Below are 21,672 nucleotides of genomic sequence, written 5' to 3' on the forward strand. Positions count from 1 at the left end.
TGAACTACGGTACCGAAATGGGTACCGTGGTTTTTTCTGATACAAGCAGCAAATTTACTGAACCAATTGTGCCATATCCGGCTGTAATTTGGTTCGCAAAGCATATAACATGATGGCCCCTACAAGAAACGCGACGGCATCCGCAATAACAAGTGACCAGATCACTCCATGAAATCCATTCAGTTGATTCGCGATATACAATACAGGAATCAGCGTAATTCCTTGAATGATGGACATCACAAAAGCGGCAGTTCCTTGGGCTGTAGCTTGGAAAATTCCAATAAACAACGAAGTTAATCCTGTAATAAACAAGGATAAGAAGGTCACATGGAGAATATAGCTACCCATTTCAATTAATTGTGGATCAGTCGTAAATAAACCAATCAAGTGGTCAGAAATCAGATAAACGATAACGCCGAACAGGACAGCCAGGGCCAGAATCGTTTTAATCGTGAATCCAATGGTTTGTTTCATGCGTAATTTGTTCGCTGTAAATGAGAAGGCAATCAACGGCACGACTCCCTCGCACAAACCCATCAGAATAAACTCAGGAAATTGCAACAAACGCGATGAAATCCCATACCCTGCAATGGCCTGATCCCCATATTCGACAAGAAAAAGGTTAAGAATAAGCGACATGGCACCCAAGAAAACACTCATAACAAAGACGGGAACTCCGATTTTGAACACATTGCTCACAATCTCCTTGGTAACCTTGAACCATTTCAAGGAGACGGTTAAGAACGGGCTCTTATAACTGATGTGGAAAGCGTAGAATGCACTTGCAACCATGTTGGAGATGACCGTTGCAGATGCGACACCAATCACGCCCCAATGGAACACAAAGATGAATAGCGCATCAAGAATAATATTCACCACAACACTGAGCATCATGCCGATCATTGACGTGATTGCTGAACCTTCTGAGCGCACGATATTCTCCAACGTGAAAAACAAGATGACAAATGGAGAACCGATAAGCATGATTGTGACATACTCTTTCGTAAATCCGAAGGAGTCGGGCGTTGCCCCCAGCCCATGAACAATAGGCCCGATCAAAGGGAGACCAACAGCTAGTACGATAAGTCCAAGAACTAAACTGCTGTAAAAGGCAAATGAAGAGACATGCTTCAGATCATCCACTTTTTTCTCACCCAACAAACGAGAGATGAATGTGCCGCTACCTATGCCTATTAAGTTGCCTAGCGCCATAATGACTGCGAATAATGGCAACGTTAGGGCGAGCGCGGTTAACATGGCCGTATTGCCCAATGTACCAAGGAAATAGGCATTCAAGATGGAATAGATGACACTCATTGACGTGCCCAGCATCATTGGGACAGCGAAGTGAGCTACAGCTTTGGCGATTGGTGCTTTTTCAAAGTAATGGAGGTTTTCTGCATCCATGTGGATCACTACTTTCATCATTAATTTTTGATTTAATCTAACACCGTTAGATTGAACCTTACAGTGTTAGATGTTATCATGAACTTATGAACCTGTAAAGCATAAACTTACACTGTTAGATTAAAGGGCGGATAACGATGAAAAAACAACAGCCTCAGATTTCGGAAGATAAGATTTTGGAAACCTCATGGGAGCTTTTGGGCGAAGAGGGTATTGAGAAATTCAGCATGAGGCGTTTGGCAGACAAGCTGGGCATTCAGGCTCCATCTCTATATTGGTACTTCAAGAGCAAGCAGGCACTTTACCAACGGTTAGCCAACCAGATATCCAAAATTATTTTGGATGAATTTCAGACTGATGGGAACTGGAAGGAACAGATGGAAGGGCTTGCGATAACTGTACGGAATGTACTCAGCCGATACCCGTGTTCTACCCAGCTCATGATGATGACACTACCCCACGAACCGGACATGATCCGGTTCACCAACCGTTTATTGCTCTGCATGGAATCGACGCCACTTGAGCAAGAACAAAAACTACAGGCCGTACTCACGCTTGTGAACTATGTGTTTTACTTCGTTCTGGACAATTACCAGCATCAGCGTAATATCTCTGCTGTTGTTAAGGACAACGAGGAACTTCAGGGTGAAGAGATGATTCACCTTCTGGACGCCATGAGTGAGAAGGAAGCTGGAATATTCAGCAGGATGTATAAGAGCGGTATGTTTGAGGTGATGGGAACGGACGGAGCGTTCGAGTTCGGCTTGAAGCTTATATTGTTGGGGATCGAACAAGTGGTCAAGGAGCAGGAGAAGTAGGTGTGTGAAGCAATGGAGACAGTAACGAGGATCACTGAGTGGTAATTAGATAGGTAAAATAACAAAGAATGATAACAACAACCTGCTAAAACAGTGGTTAGTTGGTGTTATCATTCTTTGTTGTTCGAGGATCAAGATGATGATTCTATCGGAAGCTGCAACGCCAGTGATTTTAAAAAGGTTACCGACAATTTAATTACCCTTCGGCATTTTGCTCTCATCCATATACAGCAGGTTCCATCGGTGACCGTCCAGGTCGGCAAATCCTGCGCCATACATCCAGCCATCCGTTTCACCCGGCTTGCCAAAGATGGTTCCTCCGGCAATCTCTACTTTTCGAATAAAAGCATCAACTTCCTCTTTGCTGTCAGCACCAATGGAAAATATAACTTCTGCGCTGTGAGAAGTATCTGTGATTTTTGAACCCGTAAATTTCTCAAACGCTGCATCCGGAAACAGCAGAATCGTTGTTTGGCCAATGATTAGCTGGGCTCTCTCGTTACCAACATTCTTCCCATGGAATCCAATCTCATTGAAAAAGGTCGTGGATTTCACAACGTCTTTCACCGGCAGGTTGATCCAGATATTTTGTGACATGGCTGCAGCCTCCTAGAGAATATTTTGAACACTCTTACTATACTCTACCTCAATTCATAATTACATAATCGGGTACATGCGATTATGTAAGAGTTAGAAATAACCGGTATAATGAAGGACCGATTTATCCAACGAAGAGGAAAGCACCTGGGAGAGTTTATTGATAAAGATGGAATTACAGTCAAGGTATCAGGTACACAGACGTATGATACAAGTCACCAGATTATGCACTGGGTCACGTTCCGTGATTGGATCAAACATCAATATTCGGACTGGGATAAAACACCGTTCAATCCTTTATCTCCTTCGATCATTAGTGTTTGTCGAAAAAAACATAGTGTCTGAAACAAACAATCCCGGAATATTCCTCCGAATGGTTCTAATTAGTGTTACACAATTTAATAATCTTCCATCCAAAGTTGCTTAATTAGCGACTTTTTTTGTTTTAATAACCTCAAGACTTGACCTACAGTTAACTCTATGTCTTATACTCCGATTAGGCTTGCAAAATTATATGAGGAATTGGAGATTTTATTTATCATGGCGAAGAGCACGAATTGGAATGTTTTTGGACTCGCAATACTGCTAGGTTTATTTTCTACATTAGGTCCATTTACGATTGATATGTATTTACCGGCTTTCCCGGAGATTGCACAAAATATGAATACAACGGCATCACTTGTACAATTTAGTCTTACTGCTTGTTTGTTAGGACTAGGTGTAGGACAACTCGTGATGGGTCCTTTGAGTGATGCGTACGGTAGACGGAGACCATTGTTGATCTGCATGGCAGCCTACATTATTTGTTCCTTGGCATGTGCGTTTGCTCCGAATATCGGACTATTGATTTTGTTTCGTTTCACGCAAGGATTTGCGGCATCAGCAGGAATTGTCATTTCCCGTGCGATAGCTAGAGATCTATATAGTGGACATGAGCTCACTAAATTTTTCTCTTTGCTGTTGCTTGTAGGGAATTTGGGGCCTTTGGCAGCACCGATTGCGGGAAGTGGCATTCTTTCCTTCACGACATGGATTGGCGTGTTTATCTCGCTTTCATTCCTGGGGATTTTCTTATTGATCATGACCAAGTGGAGCTTAAAAGAAACACACCCGGCCGAAAGACGTATGGTTCCCGACTTCAAACAGCAATTGGGTAATTACAGAATGCTTCTGCGTGACCGTACGTTTGTTGGCTACATGCTCGCACAGGGAATCATGACGGCAGGGGTCTTTGCTTATGTAGCAGGAACACCTTTTATTTACCAAAATATATATGGTGTTACGCCCACAGTATTTGCTATATTGTTTGCTTCGAATGGAATCAGCTTGATCATCGGTTCTCAAATTGTGGGTCGATTGGCCAAACGTATCCCTGAGCAAACGCTTCTACTATCCGGGCTATGGCTTGCTTTAATAGCAAGTGTCGCGGCTTTGGTGGTAACTTTGGTTCATGGTCCACTTTTCGCTTTGGTCATTCCATTGTTCTTCTTCGTGTGCTCAATCGGCATTACGTCTACAGCGGCATTCCCATTGGCTATGGAAAGTCAAGCTAAGATGGCCGGAAGTGCTGCAGCACTGCTCGGCGTTGTTCCTTTTCTACTGGGTGCATTGGTTGCTCCTCTGGTCGGGATCGCAGGTGAGGACACTGCCGTCCCGTTAGGACTCACTTTGTTAATGACCAGTGTCATTGCCATTGTTACTTATTTTCTACTCGTCAAAAAAATCTCGCAGCATACACCTAATCATGCCCAGTCTAATGTTGACTTTTAATATAGAAGGAACAGCTCGCCAAGGATTGGCGTGAGGCGTGAGGCATAATGAATATGATTCCATTACAAGTCGCTAACATAGCGGCTTATTTTGGTTTTTCGTACTGAGCGCTCACTGCTTCAACTGGTATAGGTTTAATCTCTCTTGTACAGCGTTCAGGACTTCCTCCGGAACTTCCTTGACTTTGATATCTTCACCTAGAAAAAGCAACCAATTGGTGATTTCAGTTAATTCGTCTATGTTATGAACGTTCGTAAATGCCTTTAGAAGGGCTGTAGTTTGGTACGGATTCGTATAGGCAATTGAAAACTTTAAAGGATGGTACTTTTTATATTGGGCAATCGCCTTTGGGCCAAGTTCCAGAACAAGGTTGATGACCTCTTCCTGCGTATTTCGTTTTAGTTGTTCTACAATCTTTTTCGTACTCCGTCTGTTTTTCGTTGGGTATGCTTCTACACGGATGAGGTTGTCGACAGATACGATTCGTCTATTTTCTTCCTCCAAGTCAAACCCTTCAATGATCCAATGGCCTTTTTGATGATGAAGGTGTAAGAGCACGATGGGATAGGACTTTGTTTTTTTCTCTTCTTGGACAGTAACTAACAAATAACGTTCGATAAGAAGAATTTGGATGAGTTTCTCCAAGGTAGGGTGGGGCAGGTCTGACAGATCTAACAAGTCTGGATTATGGGGATTGGTCCCCTCAAAAAGCAATATTTGATTCAGATGCACAAGGTCATCTTGCTGATTCTCTGAGATAAGGCCCAACAATTTTTCAGCCAAAGATTGACGACTCTTCAGATAAGGAAGCTGTTGATTTCTTGTCGCCATAAAGGCAATGAATAACGCTTTGATTTCATTATCGGTAAACCGGACCGTAGGCAGAAGGGAGTTGTTCATGACAAAATAACCCCCGTCGCGCCCAACTTCAGCGACTAGTGGCATTCCCATCGCTTCAATTTCTCTGATATCTCGAATGGCTGTCGAACGCGAAATATTAAATTCTCGCATGATTTCAGAAATGGTAAAGTGCGCTCGGTTATTGATATACCTCGTGATGATATTAATGCGTTCTACTTTTTTCATTGGGCCCCCTAAACAGTATCATATTCTGACATGATTTAAGGTTATTATAAACCCATCAAGTGAAAACACAAATCAATTGAAAATTAAAAGAGGATGGTGTAACAATGAGTAATTATCATTTTGAAGAAAAAGACAGCTTTATCGTATTAGGAATTGGAACAGAGCTTAAGAGTGACTACACAGACTATGCTGGCATCAGCAAAGAGAAGGCGGATTTTTGGTCCACTGTGAGGGAGGATGGAAGCCTGGACACATTAAAGTCCCTTGCTACTAATGATTATATTTTTGCTGTAAATGAAGCAGTAAATAACAAAATGATGCATTATGCTGGCGTCATGACAGAAGAATCTCTGCCAGAAGCAACGAGAATAATTCAATTTCCTAAGGGAGAATACCTGGTTGTAACGGGCGAAGCAGAGACGGCAGAAGCGCTCAGTAATATGCTTACTGGCATTGCCTTTGGTCAAGCCCTCCCCGCAGAAAAGGATTATGCCTATGTTGGCGGACCCAATGCAACGGTTGAAATGGGACAGAAAAACGGTTTGGTATATGGTGAAATGTGGATTCCTGTAGTACGGAATTAAAGAACAGTAGATCATAAGGTCCGAAACTATTTGAAGTGCACCCATTAGAATGGACATTGGTTAACCCACGGTTGATCCGATGAAATTCTACGAGGTGCACTTTATGCGTTGACGGAGACTCACATCAATTTCGCTATCAGGTTCCATCTTAACCGTAAGTTTTCTTTTAATTTGTTGATATTCGCTTCATACGTGAGATAGTTCAGTAGTTTGCTAGAAAGACATGGATTATGTTGTGCAAAATCAAGATGATTATTCAAAAGAGGCTTTTTATTCAAGAACTTATAACCAAAGTTTGAAAGATCGTTGTCAAAATCCATAATTTTCAATTGATTTAGAAACTTTTCCCTGAAACTAGCGTCTAATACTATGAGTTTTTGAGGGGTTGTAAATAAATAACTAGAGAGTAGAAGGAGCCAAAGACAACGCATGAATATGAAGAAGAAATTATCCATTTTTACCGCTTTAGCCGTTTTTCAGGCATTTGCAGTTGGTTCTGTGAATGCGCAATCAACACAGCAAGGTGACACCACGTCAGTAAACACGGCAAACGTAGAATCCGTAGAGGTGTTAAAACAAGAGCAGCCGATTGCAGAGCGTGAAGTGAAGACAGAGAGCAATAACAAATCGATCAATACTCCGTCCTCTGAAGCCAAGGAAACTAAAACCTCGACTGGCGATCAGGCAACAACCAAAACAGATAGTGAGAAACCTGCATTGGATGGGGAAGAAGCCACTACTGACGCAACGGGCACGAAACCTGAGGTTCAAGAGGAAGTGCCTGAGAAGGTTGAAATGCCAGCTACGCCAGCTGAAATAGAGCAACCATCCATTGACGGGACGTCTCCTGTAGCAGCAGGTGGTAATCTGACGTTATACATGAATAGCAACAAAATGGAGCAGGATGGAAAAACGTATCTTGCTGGCCAGCCCATGGCTGTCAAAAACGGTGTATCCTATGTTGCCATTCGTGCGCTGGTTGACCGTGTGGGGTACGGGGTCAAATACGATAACAAAACCAAGGAAACCATCATTATTAGTGGTGACGATGAACTCCGATTCAAGACGAACAGCAAGGACTACACGGTAAATGGAGAGACCAGAACGATGAAAGGCCCTGCTTATCAGCAAAAAAATACGTTCATGGTGCCGTTAACTTCCATCACTCAAGCCCTGAACATCACCTATAAAGTGAATCAGTCAGCCAAGACGGTTGTGCTGAATCTGAATACGAAACCTGTTGCAAGCTTCACCATTACCCAAAAGGAAATCTTTGCAGGCGATACAGTGGACTACGTAACTTCAAACAGTTCACCCAATGGATTGGATATCGTTGACGAACGCTGGACAGGTCGCCAGGATTCATTTGATCAAGCAGGTACATATACGATTTCATATCAAGTACAGGATGCCAACGGCCAATGGAGTGATCCTTACTCGATTACCATTGAAGTTATGACTCCTAATCTTCCTCCTGTAGCCATGTTTGCCACGGATAAAGAACAATATAAAATGGGCGAAAAAATAACATACACCGACCAAAGTACAGATGATGAAAATAATATTGTCAAAGCTGTGTGGGAGAACAATTCACTTGCTTTCTTTGAACCGGGTCCAAAAACGGTAACACTTACGGTTACTGATAATCACGGCGCTACAAACACGTACTCCAAGGTGATCACCATAACCAATGAGACCTTATATTCATTTACCGACTTCAATTTACTCTTCACGCCAGTAGGACAGAAATTCACCTTTAACGGCGGCGAAGTGACTACAATGGAGAAAGTGCCGTATACGTATATGGATGAGCCAAGTTTGTTGATCCGTAGTAACAGCCCGGAAACGGTGAATACGGAAGGCATTGTGTATAAAGAATCATCTTCGGGACAGACCCGTTTCATGATTCACCACGTGAACAATACAGGCAAACGAGTAAAAATGTATGTGATTGCCACCAATAACAACCCGAATCCGGCTGTATTCGAACAGCAGAATATGGGCTTTGCTGGACCTACACCGTATGCTACTGTAGCCGGGAAATTGTCTATTGATAAATGGTTCAAGTCGATTCAGACCGGAGCGGATCAAAAGAAAGAGTACCTTCAACCTGGGGAAAGTAAATTGATTTTGACCGAACTTAATAAAACGCCGATGAAAGAAGGACAAGTCATCTCTCTCTATTCGGATGCATATAGTGATTATTCCTTAGACTATAACGTTATCCTGGTGGAAGAAAATAAAGATCCGTTCGAAGCGTTGCCATTGCTTCCCGTGCTTGATCGTGACGGAGTGCATAACCGGGGGACGTACCCGAACGCAACTCGCATCATAAAGTACGATGAGCACGTGGGACTCAAACCGGCTCGTCTGCCACTTGGTGACAATTCAAGCGATCCCAATCTGGTAGGAACAGATCCGATGGCTTACACAGACGCATCCAACGCGGGTAATTTCGGCGTATTGTACAAAATCACGCTGACCAATGTTGCACCGCGTACGCTTATCTCCTTTAACCCTCGTGGAGGGAAGTACTCCGGAGTAGCGCTGGTGAACAATCAGTTGGTATCGATTGCCGAAGGCAATGTTGCCGTTGCCAATTCAAGTGAACAAAGCGTTCTTTACCGCACCGGATCAATCGGAGAGAGCGTAACGATTCTGTTCTCAGCCGCGCCAGGAAGCAACCTGCCGGTCAATCTGCTCTTTACACCGCTCCCATCGGAGAAGTAAGGTAGTTGTCTCTTATAACGAATGCTTTGAGCGATGCGTTAATCATCGACAGAAAAGACTCCATATGGGGTCTTTTCTTTTCACATCTTATTCCTACCAAGGAGGATTCGAATTCCGATGAATGTAGTCGTCAAGTTGATACGTGGATTCAAAGAGCGGGATAACCAGCGTTTGTTGAAAGATTATCGAGACAAAGTGGAGCTTATCAGAAAACGGAATCTGGAAGCTTGGGACGATCAGCAACTGCAAGCGGAATCCCTTTGGCTGCAAGAAGAGGCAAGATCAGGCACGCCTTTGGATGATCTTCTAGTTGATGCTTATGCTTTAGTCTGGGAGGTTGCGAAGAGAACACTCGGATTACAGCCTTACGATGTGCAAATTATGGCTGCTATCGCTTTGCATGAGAGATTTTTGATCGAGCAGCATACCGGTGAAGGAAAAACACTCTCCGCTGTTATGCCTGCTTATCTCAACGCGTTGACAGGCAAAGGCGTTCATGTGCTTACTCTCAACGACTACTTGGCAAATCGAGATGCAGAGTGGATGGGCCCGATCTATCGCTTCCTCGGGTTAACCGTAAGCTCAGTTCAAGCGGGCATGAGCCTGTTCGAGAAAAGGGAAGCTTACGCCAGGGATATAACCTATGTTACGGCTAAAGAAGCAGGGTTCGATTATTTGCGTGACACAATAGCATTAAATGAAGCTGATACCGTGCATCGTGCTTTCCATTACGTCGTCGTAGACGAAGCGGATTCGCTGCTACTTGATGAAGCGCGGGTGCCACTAGTCATTAGTGGCGATTCGAGCACAACCAAGAGTGATGGTGTTCTTTTCGCAGAAGTGGCCCGGCAGCTGCAGCCAGGAGAGCATTACGATTTTGACGAGTTCCAGCGGAACGTTTACTTGAATGAAGCAGGTGCTGCGAAATCGGAGATGCTGCTGGGATGCGGCAATCTGTACGATAGCGATAACAGTCATTGGTTAACGTCATTGAATTGTGCGCTGCATGTGGAATCGTTATTAAAAAAAGACGTCGATTACATCGTCCGGGATGGTGGAATTGAACTAATCGAGGAACATACTGGCCGTGTGGCCGAGAACAGGTATTTGCCGGACGGGCTGCAAGCTGCCCTTGTGGCGAAAGAAGGATTGCAGTGGAAGGCCGGCGGGAGAATTCTCGGAACAATCACCATTCAGCATTTTATTAGCTTGTATTCGGGAATTTGCGGAATGACGGCTACAGCGCACGCTTCAGCAATGGAATTCGAGGATATCTATGCGTTGCAGGTCGTGCAAATTCCACCGAACCAGCCAAACATACGGATCGACCACAAGCACCGAATATACACCCATAAGGAAGCCAAATATAAGGCACTTGTACAAGAGATCTCCTCCGTTCATAGGGTGGGACGTCCCATTCTTATTGGTACGTCTAGCGTTGAGGAGTCTGATATGCTGGCGGAAGCGCTTGCCGCTGGTGACGTACCTTGCCAGGTTCTGAATGCAAAAAATGATGCGAGAGAAGCCGAAATCATCGCTAAAGCGGGAGAAATAGGCGCGGTAACGGTATCTACGAATATGGCAGGGCGCGGCGTCGACATTCGTCTTGGCGGCGGTAATCCTGCTCAGGCAGAAGTGGTTGCCAAGCTGGGCGGATTATACGTAATAGGTATACATGTGAATGAAAGCATGCGAATAGATAACCAGCTGCGCGGGCGTTCTGGCCGCCAAGGTGACCCGGGAGCTTCCGTATTTTATATAAGCCTGGAAGACGAGTTGATGCTTCGCTTCGGCATTCATAGACTGTTTCGCGCTACCAGACAGGAAGAGGCTCTTGATGATCCTGCGCTCCGTAGCAAAATAGAGCATATCCAGCGCGTTATTATAGGTCAAAACTTCGATATTCAGCGGGAATTAAACAGTTATTCGGATATGGTGGAAGATCAGAGGCGAATTCTATACGAGGAACGTCTCGGAGTTTTGAAAGCCGAGAGACTGATGAGCCCATCGGAGCAGCGTGTACGGCTTTTTTATATCGACCAGTTCTGGGCTGAACATCTGGCATACGTATCTTACATTCGCGAAAGCATCCATCTCCAGAGCATTACCAATCGCAACCCGATCGATGAATTCCATGCGCAAATTACCGAAGCATTCGAGCAAATCCCGGCTAAAATAGATCATGAGTCGGCCCATATGCTTAGAAAACTTGGAGGTTCGAATGATCCTGAGAAATGGGAACAGTTCGGTCTGAAGAGTCCTATTTCGACTCGGACTTATATGATTAACGATCAATACAGCCAAGATAAGCGCAGTTCATGGACAGGAACGACTGTATTCGCTTTTTGGGGCAGTAAGATGCTGAAGCTGCTACTGAAGCCAATATATAGGATGTCAAAATATTGATGGGAGCGTGACATCGATGAACAGTAGAGAACGGTTTACGAGCCGGGTCGATTCGTATTTGAAATACCGCCCGAGCTATCCAATAGAGGCTATTGACCATTTATACGACGTTGTTGGTTTACGTGCGAACAGTAATATAGCAGACATCGGGTCAGGTACTGGGATCATCTCGAAGCTACTTCTGGAACGCGGAAGCTATGTAATAGCGGTCGAGCCAAATCAGGCCATGCGGGAAGCCGCCGAGCAAACGTTAAAAAGTAGTCCGCAATTCGTGAGTATAGCAGGTTCTGCAGAATCTACGGGATTACCTGATCAGTCGGTTGATTTTATTGTCTGTGCTCAGGCATTCCACTGGTTCGATCAATCCGCAGCCCAAATCGAGTTTCGCAGAATTCTACGGCCTGGCGGGAGAGTAATACTCATCTGGAATTCACGTCTTACACACGGTACTCCGTTTCGTGAAGAATACAATCAACTGCTCCATACATATGGAACCGACTACCAAAAAGTTAATCATAAAAATATTTCTCAAACGATGCTGCTCTCTTTTTTCAAGGAAGGTTCAATGCATGAAATGCGATTCAGAATGAGTCAGGAGTTCGATTTCGAAGGATTGAAAGGCAGGTTGCTATCATCTTCCTATAGCCCTGCACCAGGGCATGCAAATTACGATCCTATGATATCAGCACTGCGAAATTTATTTGATAAAAATAATCAAGAGGGTACTGTTGCATTCGACTATGAAACTGAAATGTTTTGGGGAGAAGTATAGAGCCCCCTAATGAAACCCAGTCATATCAATAAGGAATAAGAATATAACGCCATTTGAAAGTCGCTATTTTAGCGGCTTTTTTTATATTTTATTAGAACAAGTTCTTGTCCAACTTGCCTGGATCCAGTTGTTGAAACGAACCCTGGCACACTCCTTAAAATCTTATAAGAAATTCTTGAAATTTCAGAAATTTATCCGATAGGCGGGTGCTATTATACAAATACAAACAAAGACGAGGTGATGAAATGCAAGCGAAACTGGCAGCGGACGCCGTTCCCATCTCCACAAAGCGAAAGTCATGGATAAGGACAATCCAAAAGCACAAAGTGATGTATGCTCTCTTATTACCAGCCTTAATTTACTTTGCCGTATTCAAATACATTCCTATGGCGGGAATCATGATTGCTTTTAAAAACTACAACCTGGCTTTGGGACTATGGGATAGCCCCTGGGTGGGATTCAAAAATTTTACGGATTTTATGAACGGCGTTTATTTCTGGGACATCATGAAAAATACGATCATCATATCGCTGTATAAGCTATTGTTCGGATTCTCCGCGCCCATCGTACTTGCTTTACTCCTCAATGAAGTGTATAGCCAATGGTTCAAGAAAATCGTACAGACCATCACTTATTTACCTCATTTTCTGTCATGGGTCATTGTGTATGGAATTATGGTGGCATTACTAGCCCCAGGCGATGGTCTCTTTAACATGATTATGAAGGATTTTGGTTTTGATGAACCCATCTCGTTTCTAACGGAACCTGCCTGGGGCAGGTTGCTGATCATCTTATCTGAAGTATGGAAGGATATTGGATGGGGGGCAATATTGTACCTTGCCGCCTTGGCAGGAATCGATCCAAGCTTATATGAAGCTGCTCGAATGGATGGCGCTTCCAAATGGAGACAGCTCTGGCATATCACGTTACCTGGTATTCGAGGAGTCATTATTCTGATGCTGATTCTAAAATTAAGCCATATCCTGGATGCGGGTTTTGACCAAATATTCATGTTTGCCAACACGTTTAACCAGGAGAAGATCGACATTATTGACACATGGGTATACCGGGAAGGGTTGGAGCGTCTCAAGATTGGCTTGGCTACTGCTGTAGGATTGTTTAAAGCGGTCATCGGATTTGCTTTGGTGTTGGCAGCGAATAAGCTCGCCAAAAAATTCGATGGGCAAATTTGGTGAGGTGGTCTTTAGAATGATCCATATGACAATTGGTGAAAAAGTCTGGCAAACCGTAGTTTATGTGATGCTTATTTTGTTATCCCTACTTTGTGTGCTGCCCTTCCTATATGTGGTTGCTGTCTCCGTAACGCCAGAGTCGGAAGTATTAAGAAGAGGGATTGTGATTATACCCGAATCCTTTACCTTTTTAGCCTATAAAGAAGTATTCGTTTCTCACGGGATCTGGCAGGCGTATAAAATTACGTTGTTTCGAACGATTGTAGGCACTGCGTTAAATGTATTTTTTACAGTAATCGCGGCATATCCGTTATCCAAAAAATATTTGCCCGGAAGAAGTCCGTTTTTACTCTTCATTGTGTTTACCATGATGTTCAGCGGTGGGTTAATTCCGACCTATCTACTAATTCGTTCTCTCGGATTGTTAAATAGTCCGTGGGTATTGATTATTCCCAATCTCATTAGTGCATTTAATCTGGTGATCATTAAAGGATTTTTTGAGCAACTACCTGGTGAAATCGAGGAATCCGCGAGGGTAGACGGTGCCAGTGAGCTTCAGACGTTATGGCGGATCATTTTACCTCTGTCGTTACCCGTGCTTTCAACCATTTCCTTGTTTTACGCAGTCGGGCATTGGAACAGTTATTTCGATGCCATTGTTTATATCAATGATTCCAACTACATGCCACTTCAAGTGATTTTGCGCAATATCCTACTTAACGTGGCAACGCAAAGCGCTGATTCACTCGCCAATTCCGGAGCTGTCAGTACGTTCGCTGTGCAAATGGCTACAGTTGTTGTGACTACGGTCCCGATTTTGGTTGTTTATCCATTTTTGCAAAAGCATTTTACCAAAGGAGTGCTCCTGGGATCCGTTAAAGGTTAAAAGGTGTTCCAACCTAACTTATTACGGGCAAACCGTGATAATATACAAACAAAGGAGAGGTCAATATGCAGCGTAAAAAGATTTCGTTTGTTATTCTGTCGGCAATCTTAGGACTTGGAACGCTATTGTCGGGTTGTGGGGGAAATGAAGAAGTTACATCGACAACCTCGAGTAATTCGCAAGGCCAGTCTGGCCAATTTGCAACCAAAATGAAGATCTCCATGTTTAACCAAGGAACGTTCAATGCTGCTGCTCCAGTACCTCCACGGGATGAAGATATTCAACGCCAACTGTTGGAAGAAGAGATGAACATCGACTTGGATATGATGATTCCTCAAGCGGGTCAAGCAACAACCAAACTGAACACGCTCATTGCAGGCGGGGATATTCCAGACTTGATCTTCTTGAAGAGTCGTGCTGATCTTGCACAATATTACGACCAAGGCGTGCTTGCGGATTTGACCCCTTATCTGGATCAGTTTCCTGAATTACAGAAACGGTTTGGCAATGACTCCTGGGAGGCGATGTCCTATCAAGGGAAAACGATCGGAGTTCCAGGCTATGATAATGTAAACGGTATCAGTCGAAGCTTCTTCATTCGTAACGATTGGCTGAAAAAGCTGAATATGGATGTACCAACGACACCTGACGAGTTGTTTGAAGTTATGAAAGCCTTTACAGAGAAAGATCCGGACGGTAATGGCAAAAACGACACGTACGGATTCATCGGCGGTATGAATAAAGAAGGCAATCTGCAAACCTACGGCTTTGATAGCCTGATGTGGATGTTTGGCGTTAATCCTCCTTCGGCCGTTGAGATTAAAGATAATGAACCGGTATTTCTGTTTATCGATCCCAAAATGAAAGAGGCCCTTGCTTACATTAATAAAATGATGGCAGCCAAAGTCGTAGACCCGGACTGGGTGACGATGAATTCACCTGATCTGTTGGACCAAAAGATGTTTAAGGGTAAAGTTGGTTTCATGATCAGGGATGCCCGCAGACTGGAGCCGGATTATCAGCAGAAAATGAAAGAAATTAGTGGAGAGGTGCCGGAATGGATCGTTATTCCTCCGATGAAAGGTCCTTACGGGGATCAGATTGTAGAGAGAAAATCGTTCCAAGGTAATTCATGGGCCATATCCGCAAAAGCGGACGAGGACAAAATCATTCGCATCTTGTCCATGCTGAATTATCTCTTTACGGATGAAGAAGCTTATCCGAATTTTGCATACGGAATCAAAGGGATTCATTGGGATGTCGTAGATGGCAAGATCAAAAATAAAACCTCGGAGTTATCGAAGGAAATGAAAGAGAAGTACCTGTGGGTCGATCATTATAGAATGCCGCGCCGTGGTGATGATGCGGAGTACTTCAGCTTCCAGAATCCGAAAACGGCGGAAGCCTTCAAGAATAATCAGCAATATGTGGGGCCAACGTTGCCCGGTAATTTATTGACCCCAGACCCGAGCGACACCTTGGATGCTGACCGCCAACGGTTCATTAATGAAAGCTTGGTCAAATTTATGACGGGCAAAGAACCTCTTTCCAACTGGGACAATTTCCTCCAAACGTTGGATACCAAGTTTGACATGCAGAAATATAAGGAAACAGCCACCCAGCAATTTAAAGACGCCGGCCTCATCAAGTAAAAATAAACAAAGAGAGAGTGGCTATTCGTAGCCCCTCTCTTTATTCGCATATGCTATTCTTAGTACAAAACGGAACTAAAAGGAAGATGATCGATGCGAAGAAGAATCAGCTTGCCTTTAAAATTGTTTTTTATCGTGTTTGCATTTGTATTGGGCTGCATCATCTTGATAAGCCAATTATCTTATCGCTATGTCCAAAAAGAAATACGAACCAATGATATTTATTACACCAATCAAATATTAGACAAGGTGGACCAGTATTTCACCGTTAACTTTTCCTCCTTCCAAACGATCCTCTTCTCGGTTGAAACTTCGGTGAAAGCTAATATTAACCATACCGAAGTGATTAAAGAGCAATTAAGAGAACTGTATGAACTCAACAGTAATTATGTTAGTAATATTTATTTGATCAAAAGCGATTTATCCATTCTGGGCGGAAGTGCACCTACACGAATATTCGATGAACCTTTATCGGAAAGAGAACCTTTATATGATGCGGCTGACAAAAATAGAAGGACTACCTTTGTTAGTGAACCATACAAATCAAAGTACTCCGGCTGGACTGTTACGATGGTTCGTTATCTGAACGGTGCTCCGTTTCCTATGGCCATTGCGGTTGATCTGGATCTAAATGCCATTGAAGAAACCTTGTTCAAGATTAATAAACAGGAACAAATGAATCTGGCTCTAATCACCGCCTCAGGTAAGATCATTGCCGGATTTTCTGAAAATAAAGGACCCCTGAGTATTCAAGATCATACGTTTTCGATCGGGGAGACGTCAGCGGAAGAAATTTTGGATACGTCAGAAACAAATCTTCAACTGCATACGAAGGATGGTATTCCCGTCTCTCTTTTGAAGAAACCAACGGAGAAATTCAACTGGACCATTGTCTCCGTTAATGATGAATCACGTTTGAAAGCAGCTTTGTCCAGATTGGAAACCTATTATATTGAGCTTCTGGCTGCAGGTCTTCTGTTAAGTTTGTTCATTTCTTTCATGGTTGCCAAATTTATAAGAAAACCACTATATACACTCAAAAGAAAAATGAAACAGGTCGAACAAGGCATCCTCACAACGACAGTAACCATTAACCGAAACGATGAGTTTGGAGATCTTTCACGCGCATTTGATCGGATGTTACAGCAAATTGTTGAACTGATTCGCCGAGCCGAGCTTCATAATGAACTTGAGCGGAAGTTGGAAATTCAGGTGTTACAGTCTCAAATCAATCCACATTTTCTGTATAACACGCTTGGTTCGATCAGTAATGTGATACGTCTCGGACAAATAGAGAAAGTTGATGTGGTGATTGGGTCGCTTATTTCATTATTGGAATACGGGATAGACGATGCTTCTGAGAAGGTGTCCCTACGTCAAGAATTACGTAATGTAGCGGACTATATCGAGATCCAGAACATTCGGTATAACCGAAACTTCAATTTGATTGAACATATCGAAGCAGGGTTAATGGATTTTCCAGTTTTCCGAATGCTGCTGCAGCCCCTTGTGGAGAATAGTATCTTCCATGGTTATAACGGAGGCGAGATTGAGGGGCCTATTACGATTCATGCGTACAGGGAAGACGGTATTGTGATCATAGAAGTTGTTGACCAAGGTGAGGGAATTCCGGCCGACCAATTAAAGCATATTTTAATCTCAGAACCGAGTGAAGAGGAAGTAAAAAGAAAAAGGATCGGAATGAATAATATTCATGGTCGAATAAGACTTCACTACGGAGATCAATTCGGACTGGAGATCATTAGCATACCTAAGGAAATAACCCGCATACGCGCATTATTCCCGGCAGAATTGCAAAAAGGAGATGCATAATGGGGAAAGAGTATACCTGCTTCATTGTTGACGATGAAGATCTGATCATTCAGCGATTGGAATTGTTTTTTAGTGAGCTCTCTCATAGGAATAGACGATTTGTTCTGGTGGGAAAAGCGAATAATGGGCTGAATGGGATCGAGGAGATCATCAAACTTAAGCCGGATATCGTTATATCCGATATTGTCATGCCGCGAATGGACGGAATCTCCATGATTGAGCAGTTAAAAGTGGAGCTCCCCCATACCCAGTACATACTTCTGACCGCTTATTCATCCTTTGAATACGCCCAGCGAGCTATTCAAGCCAACGTATTGGAGTACATTGTAAAGGTTCCGCTAAGGGAAGCTGATCTGACTCGAGCGTTGGATAAGGCAGCTGGAATTTTAGATGAGTTTGAAAAAAAAGAAGCGGAATTTCATTCGTTAAACGTATCCGTACTTGAAAATAAATATAGAGTTCGCAAGCAATTTTTTAACGAATTGATCCGTGGTGAAATTCCTTCTCATCGGGCATCGGATTTTGCCAATCGTATGCAGTTTCATTTCTTTCAAGCCAACTATTGCTGCTTCATCGTTGAGATGAATACGTATGAAAGTTTCCGAAACGAATACGCTGCCGCAGATCAAAACATCTTGAAATATGCGATTACGAATATCATCGAAGAAACGGTGATGAGTGGCGGCAGCGGTGTAGCTGCGGATCTGTCCGATAATCGGTTTATTGGCTTTTTATCCTGGGAAAATAACCGCAGTGATATGGAAACGGAATACGCTTGCCTATCCTTGGGAGGGCAGATCATCTCTCATTTGCATCAATATTTGAATCAAAGGGTATCCGTCGCTTTTGGAGGTCCACACCGAGGATGGGAATCGATCAAACAGGCGTACACGGAAGCTACAAATGTAAGTGAGGATTTCTATTATCATACCGAAAAAGTAGTCAAAACACCGATGCATCGGTTCCAATACCATAATGACAAAAAAGCAGACTTTCAGCAGCAGCTGAATGATTTTCTTATACGGCTGAAACGAAAGATTTCCAAGGAAGAGCTGGACAATGCACTTGCCGAGCTGTTGCAATTTGTTTCGGATCATAAAATCCACAAGTCCGTCATGGCAACCATGATTAGAGATTTGTACAGAGACATTACCGTGAAATTTAAATCGGGGAACAAGCTGGCCATGGAAGCAGCTGAATTCCCCATGGAATATATGACATTTCAAGAGCAGCTCGCCTATATTGGCGACTTCACATTTGAATACGTGCATTCAGGCCAAAGATTACATCGTGCAGAAATCATGAATGCTATTCATTTTATAGAGAAAAACCTGAAACAGCGTTTAACGCTGGAGGCCATTGCGGAGGAAGTGAATCTAGCGCCATCGTATTTTAGCAGTTTATTCAAAAAAACAATGAACGAAGGCGTGATTAGCTACATCAACCGTAAAAAAATCAATCTCGCTCTCGAGTTGTTACATGTGAAGGATTATTCTTTATTGGAATTGTGCGAGGAAGTAGGCATAGTCAATGAAGGTTACTTTTGCAAACTTTTCAAAGAATATACCGGCGATACACCTAAGCAATACCGGATCAAAATGACACGGTAGGAATCCCAATAAGGATGCAAAAAATGTATGATTTTTTCGTGAAATCATGTAAAAAAACAGGGCCCAAAACCATTACCATGATAGGAGCATCTAATCATGGAGGTTATCAAAATGGAGTCTATAAAAGCTGATGTAACCGTCGTAGGTGGAGGTATTGCAGGAATATGCGCTGCCATTGCAGCTGCACGCCAAGGCCTGCAGGTTACACTTATTAATGATCGGCCGGTTCTAGGGGGAAATGCGAGCAGCGAGGTCAGAGTGCATATCAACGGGTCGGCTTATCTCGGGAACAGTCCATCCTACTATGCACGAGAGGGTGGGTTGATAGAAGAACTGAAGCTGAAGATATTTCATTACAATCCGTTATACAACAAGAAACTTATGCTTTCGCTTTCCGATACAGTCTTACTCGACATGGTTTATGATGAGCCCAACATCTCTCTATTCCTGAACACGTGCGTACATGAAACGGGTATGGAGAACGGTAGAATCCAATGGGTGGAGGGCCTGCAATTGGCTTCCGAGAGAAAATTTCGTTTTGAAAGCCCCACCTACATCGATTGCTCCGGGGATGGAATTGTTGGATACCAGGCAGGCGCTCACTTCCGATGGGGAAGAGAGGCGACGCATGAATACAAGGAGGAGCTGGCTCCTGAAGTGGCGGATCATTACACCATGGGCGATACGATTCTGTTTCAAGCCCGTGACGTAGACTATGCCGTTCCTTACAAAAGGCCTGGCTTTGCCTATGATATTACGAAACTGGACTTTTTCGATAGTATCCGAAAAGGGTTAAACCATCGGTCTTTTCCAAGGAAAATCAACGGACTTGGCGGATTGTGGTGGCTGGAATACGGCGGACATATGGATATTATCAAGAATAATGAAGGCATCGCATTGGAACTGCGAAAATTGGTGTACGGAATCTGGGATTATATCAAAAACAGTGGCGAGTTTGATGATGTAGACAATCTCATTCTGGATTATGTGTGCCCGATTCCGGGAAAGCGAGAGTCGAGACGATTCATAGGGGAACACATGCTGTCTCAAAACGATCTTACAGCAAAACCTCATTTCGAAGATGCGGTATCCGTCGGAGGCTGGTATATGGATCTGCATGCGAATAAAGGCATCTACGATGAAGGGCCAGCTACAGCGTGGAATTTTGTGCCGGGATTGTATAATATCCCGTTTCGCAGCTTATTTTCACGCAACATTCCCAATCTCATGTTCGCTGGCCGCAATATAAGCGCTACCCATGTGGCTTTTGGGTCTACAAGGGTCATGGCAACCTGTGGTTGTATGGGGCAGGCGGTAGGAACCGCTGCTGCGTTATGCGTAAAATATGAGGCAGACCCTGCGGCTCTCGTCAAAGCCCATATGGGTGAGCTTCAGGCACAGCTGCTTCGAGACGGGCAAACGATTGTAGGGCTTCAAGAGCCGTTGGATCGTTATTTCGCAGATGGATTAACCATTCGTGCCTCATCTCAGCGAAGCTATGAACATCTTCATGCAACCGAAGAGATCTCCTTGGACAAAGCGTTATGTTTGGTCTTGCCGATTCAGACATCCGTGGCGGAAAGCGTGCAGATCAAAATTAAAAATAGATCCGAGCAATCGGAAACGTTGCAAGTGAAACTATATGGCGGGGAGCGGAAGGAAAACTATATTCCCACCAGCGAACTGAAAGACTATCACTTGCTTATTTCAGCGGGTTACGATGACTGGATTACGCTGGACCTGGGCTGTGAGAAACCTGATGATTACAAGGTCTACATCGTATTGGAAGGTTCAGAGAGCCTTGCGGTACACACCAATGAAGAGAACATGACTGGAGCGGTGAGTTTCTTTTATAAACCGGAAGAGCCATCCAGGCTGAAGAAGCTTAATAAGAGCATTTGCTTCAAGGGTCTGATACCATCCCAGGATATGTATAATCCCGCGAATGTCGTCAACGGCTTCTCCAGACCTTATGGTCTGCCAAACGGTTGGATTTCGGAACGTACAGAAGGACGGGAATGGTTGGAATTTGGTTTTGCAAGCCCCAAAAATCTGGATGAAATCCATCTTGTCTTCAATTCGGAGCTGAATTTGGAGCATTTTGACGATCCAATCGAGCCACTGATTCAGGATTATGATGTGACCTTAACGTTAGAGGACGGGATCAAGAGTGAAATTAAAGTCCGCGGAAATTATCTTTCGTTGAATAAACATCAGGTGAATGCACAAGGTGTAACCCATATCCGGTTTGATTTCTGTGCAACGTATGGCTCACCTTATTATGAAGTGTTTGCAGTGAAATTTTTTGCTCCTAAAAATGCGAAGTGA

Annotated in this window: 15 protein-coding genes; 12 read left to right on the forward strand and 3 right to left on the reverse strand. The window is 43.6% G+C overall.

Annotation, left to right across the window (positions count from 1 at the left end):
• Window positions 1–54: 54 nt before the first annotated feature.
• Complete coding sequence (locus NLBNIHML_RS02315; RefSeq protein ID WP_494353666.1) at window positions 55–1,407, reverse strand: MATE family efflux transporter; 1,353 nt, start codon at window positions 1,405–1,407, stop codon at window positions 55–57.
• A 137-nt stretch (window positions 1,408–1,544) separates the two neighbouring features.
• On the opposite strand from NLBNIHML_RS02315, the gene NLBNIHML_RS02320 reads away from it, so the two are divergent.
• The gene (locus NLBNIHML_RS02320; RefSeq protein WP_494353667.1) at window positions 1,545–2,225 is read left to right on the forward strand and encodes a TetR/AcrR family transcriptional regulator; all 681 of its coding nucleotides are present in this window, start codon (window positions 1,545–1,547) and stop codon (window positions 2,223–2,225) included.
• A gap of 192 nt (window positions 2,226–2,417) precedes the next feature.
• Here NLBNIHML_RS02320 and NLBNIHML_RS02325 read toward each other — a convergent pair whose 3' ends face one another.
• Window positions 2,418–2,822 carry a VOC family protein gene (locus tag NLBNIHML_RS02325; protein WP_494353668.1) on the reverse strand — a complete coding sequence of 135 codons (405 nt, stop codon included), beginning with the start codon at window positions 2,820–2,822 and terminating at the stop codon, window positions 2,418–2,420.
• 540 nt (window positions 2,823–3,362) lie between these two features.
• On the opposite strand from NLBNIHML_RS02325, the gene NLBNIHML_RS02330 reads away from it, so the two are divergent.
• Complete coding sequence (locus NLBNIHML_RS02330; protein ID WP_494353669.1) at window positions 3,363–4,592, forward strand: multidrug effflux MFS transporter; 1,230 nt, start codon at window positions 3,363–3,365, stop codon at window positions 4,590–4,592.
• 111 nt (window positions 4,593–4,703) lie between these two features.
• Here the strand turns inward: NLBNIHML_RS02330 and NLBNIHML_RS02335 are convergent, their stop codons facing one another.
• A complete protein-coding gene (locus tag NLBNIHML_RS02335) occupies window positions 4,704–5,678 on the reverse strand; it encodes a helix-turn-helix transcriptional regulator (protein ID WP_494353670.1) in 975 nt (324 codons plus the stop codon).
• Window positions 5,679–5,782: 104 nt separating this feature from the next.
• Here NLBNIHML_RS02335 and NLBNIHML_RS02340 point away from each other — a divergent pair, with 104 nt between their 5' ends.
• The 10 genes from NLBNIHML_RS02340 to NLBNIHML_RS02385 all read left to right on the forward strand — a co-directional run bounded on the left by NLBNIHML_RS02340 (window position 5,783) and on the right by NLBNIHML_RS02385 (window position 21,672).
• Window positions 5,783–6,262, forward strand: a complete 480-nt coding sequence (locus NLBNIHML_RS02340) for a GyrI-like domain-containing protein (protein WP_494353671.1) — start codon at window positions 5,783–5,785, stop codon at window positions 6,260–6,262.
• A 429-nt stretch (window positions 6,263–6,691) separates the two neighbouring features.
• Entirely contained in the window at window positions 6,692–8,992 is a 2,301-nt protein-coding gene (locus NLBNIHML_RS02345) for a copper amine oxidase N-terminal domain-containing protein (protein WP_494353672.1), read from the forward strand.
• Window positions 8,993–9,109: 117 nt separating this feature from the next.
• Window positions 9,110–11,398: a preprotein translocase subunit SecA gene (locus NLBNIHML_RS02350; protein ID WP_494353673.1), complete on the forward strand. Its 2,289-nt coding sequence runs from the start codon at window positions 9,110–9,112 to the stop codon at window positions 11,396–11,398.
• 16 nt (window positions 11,399–11,414) lie between these two features.
• Complete coding sequence (locus NLBNIHML_RS02355) at window positions 11,415–12,170, forward strand: class I SAM-dependent methyltransferase (protein WP_494353674.1); 756 nt, start codon at window positions 11,415–11,417, stop codon at window positions 12,168–12,170.
• A 245-nt stretch (window positions 12,171–12,415) separates the two neighbouring features.
• Window positions 12,416–13,366, forward strand: a complete 951-nt coding sequence (locus NLBNIHML_RS02360; protein ID WP_494353675.1) for an ABC transporter permease — start codon at window positions 12,416–12,418, stop codon at window positions 13,364–13,366.
• Between the two features lie 13 nt (window positions 13,367–13,379).
• Window positions 13,380–14,249, forward strand: coding sequence for a carbohydrate ABC transporter permease (locus NLBNIHML_RS02365; RefSeq protein WP_494353676.1), 870 nt, complete (start codon window positions 13,380–13,382; stop codon window positions 14,247–14,249).
• Between the two features lie 65 nt (window positions 14,250–14,314).
• The gene (locus NLBNIHML_RS02370) at window positions 14,315–15,901 is read left to right on the forward strand and encodes an extracellular solute-binding protein (RefSeq protein ID WP_494353677.1); all 1,587 of its coding nucleotides are present in this window, start codon (window positions 14,315–14,317) and stop codon (window positions 15,899–15,901) included.
• Window positions 15,902–15,994: 93 nt separating this feature from the next.
• The gene (locus NLBNIHML_RS02375; protein WP_494353678.1) at window positions 15,995–17,734 is read left to right on the forward strand and encodes a sensor histidine kinase; all 1,740 of its coding nucleotides are present in this window, start codon (window positions 15,995–15,997) and stop codon (window positions 17,732–17,734) included.
• Window positions 17,734–19,344: a response regulator gene (locus NLBNIHML_RS02380; RefSeq protein WP_494353679.1), complete on the forward strand. Its 1,611-nt coding sequence runs from the start codon at window positions 17,734–17,736 to the stop codon at window positions 19,342–19,344. The genes NLBNIHML_RS02375 and NLBNIHML_RS02380 overlap by 1 nt, the downstream gene beginning before the upstream one ends.
• 111 nt (window positions 19,345–19,455) lie before the next feature.
• Window positions 19,456–21,672, forward strand: a complete 2,217-nt coding sequence (locus NLBNIHML_RS02385; RefSeq protein WP_494353680.1) for an FAD-dependent oxidoreductase — start codon at window positions 19,456–19,458, stop codon at window positions 21,670–21,672.

The organism is Paenibacillus sp. JNU01 (assembly GCF_059130585.1).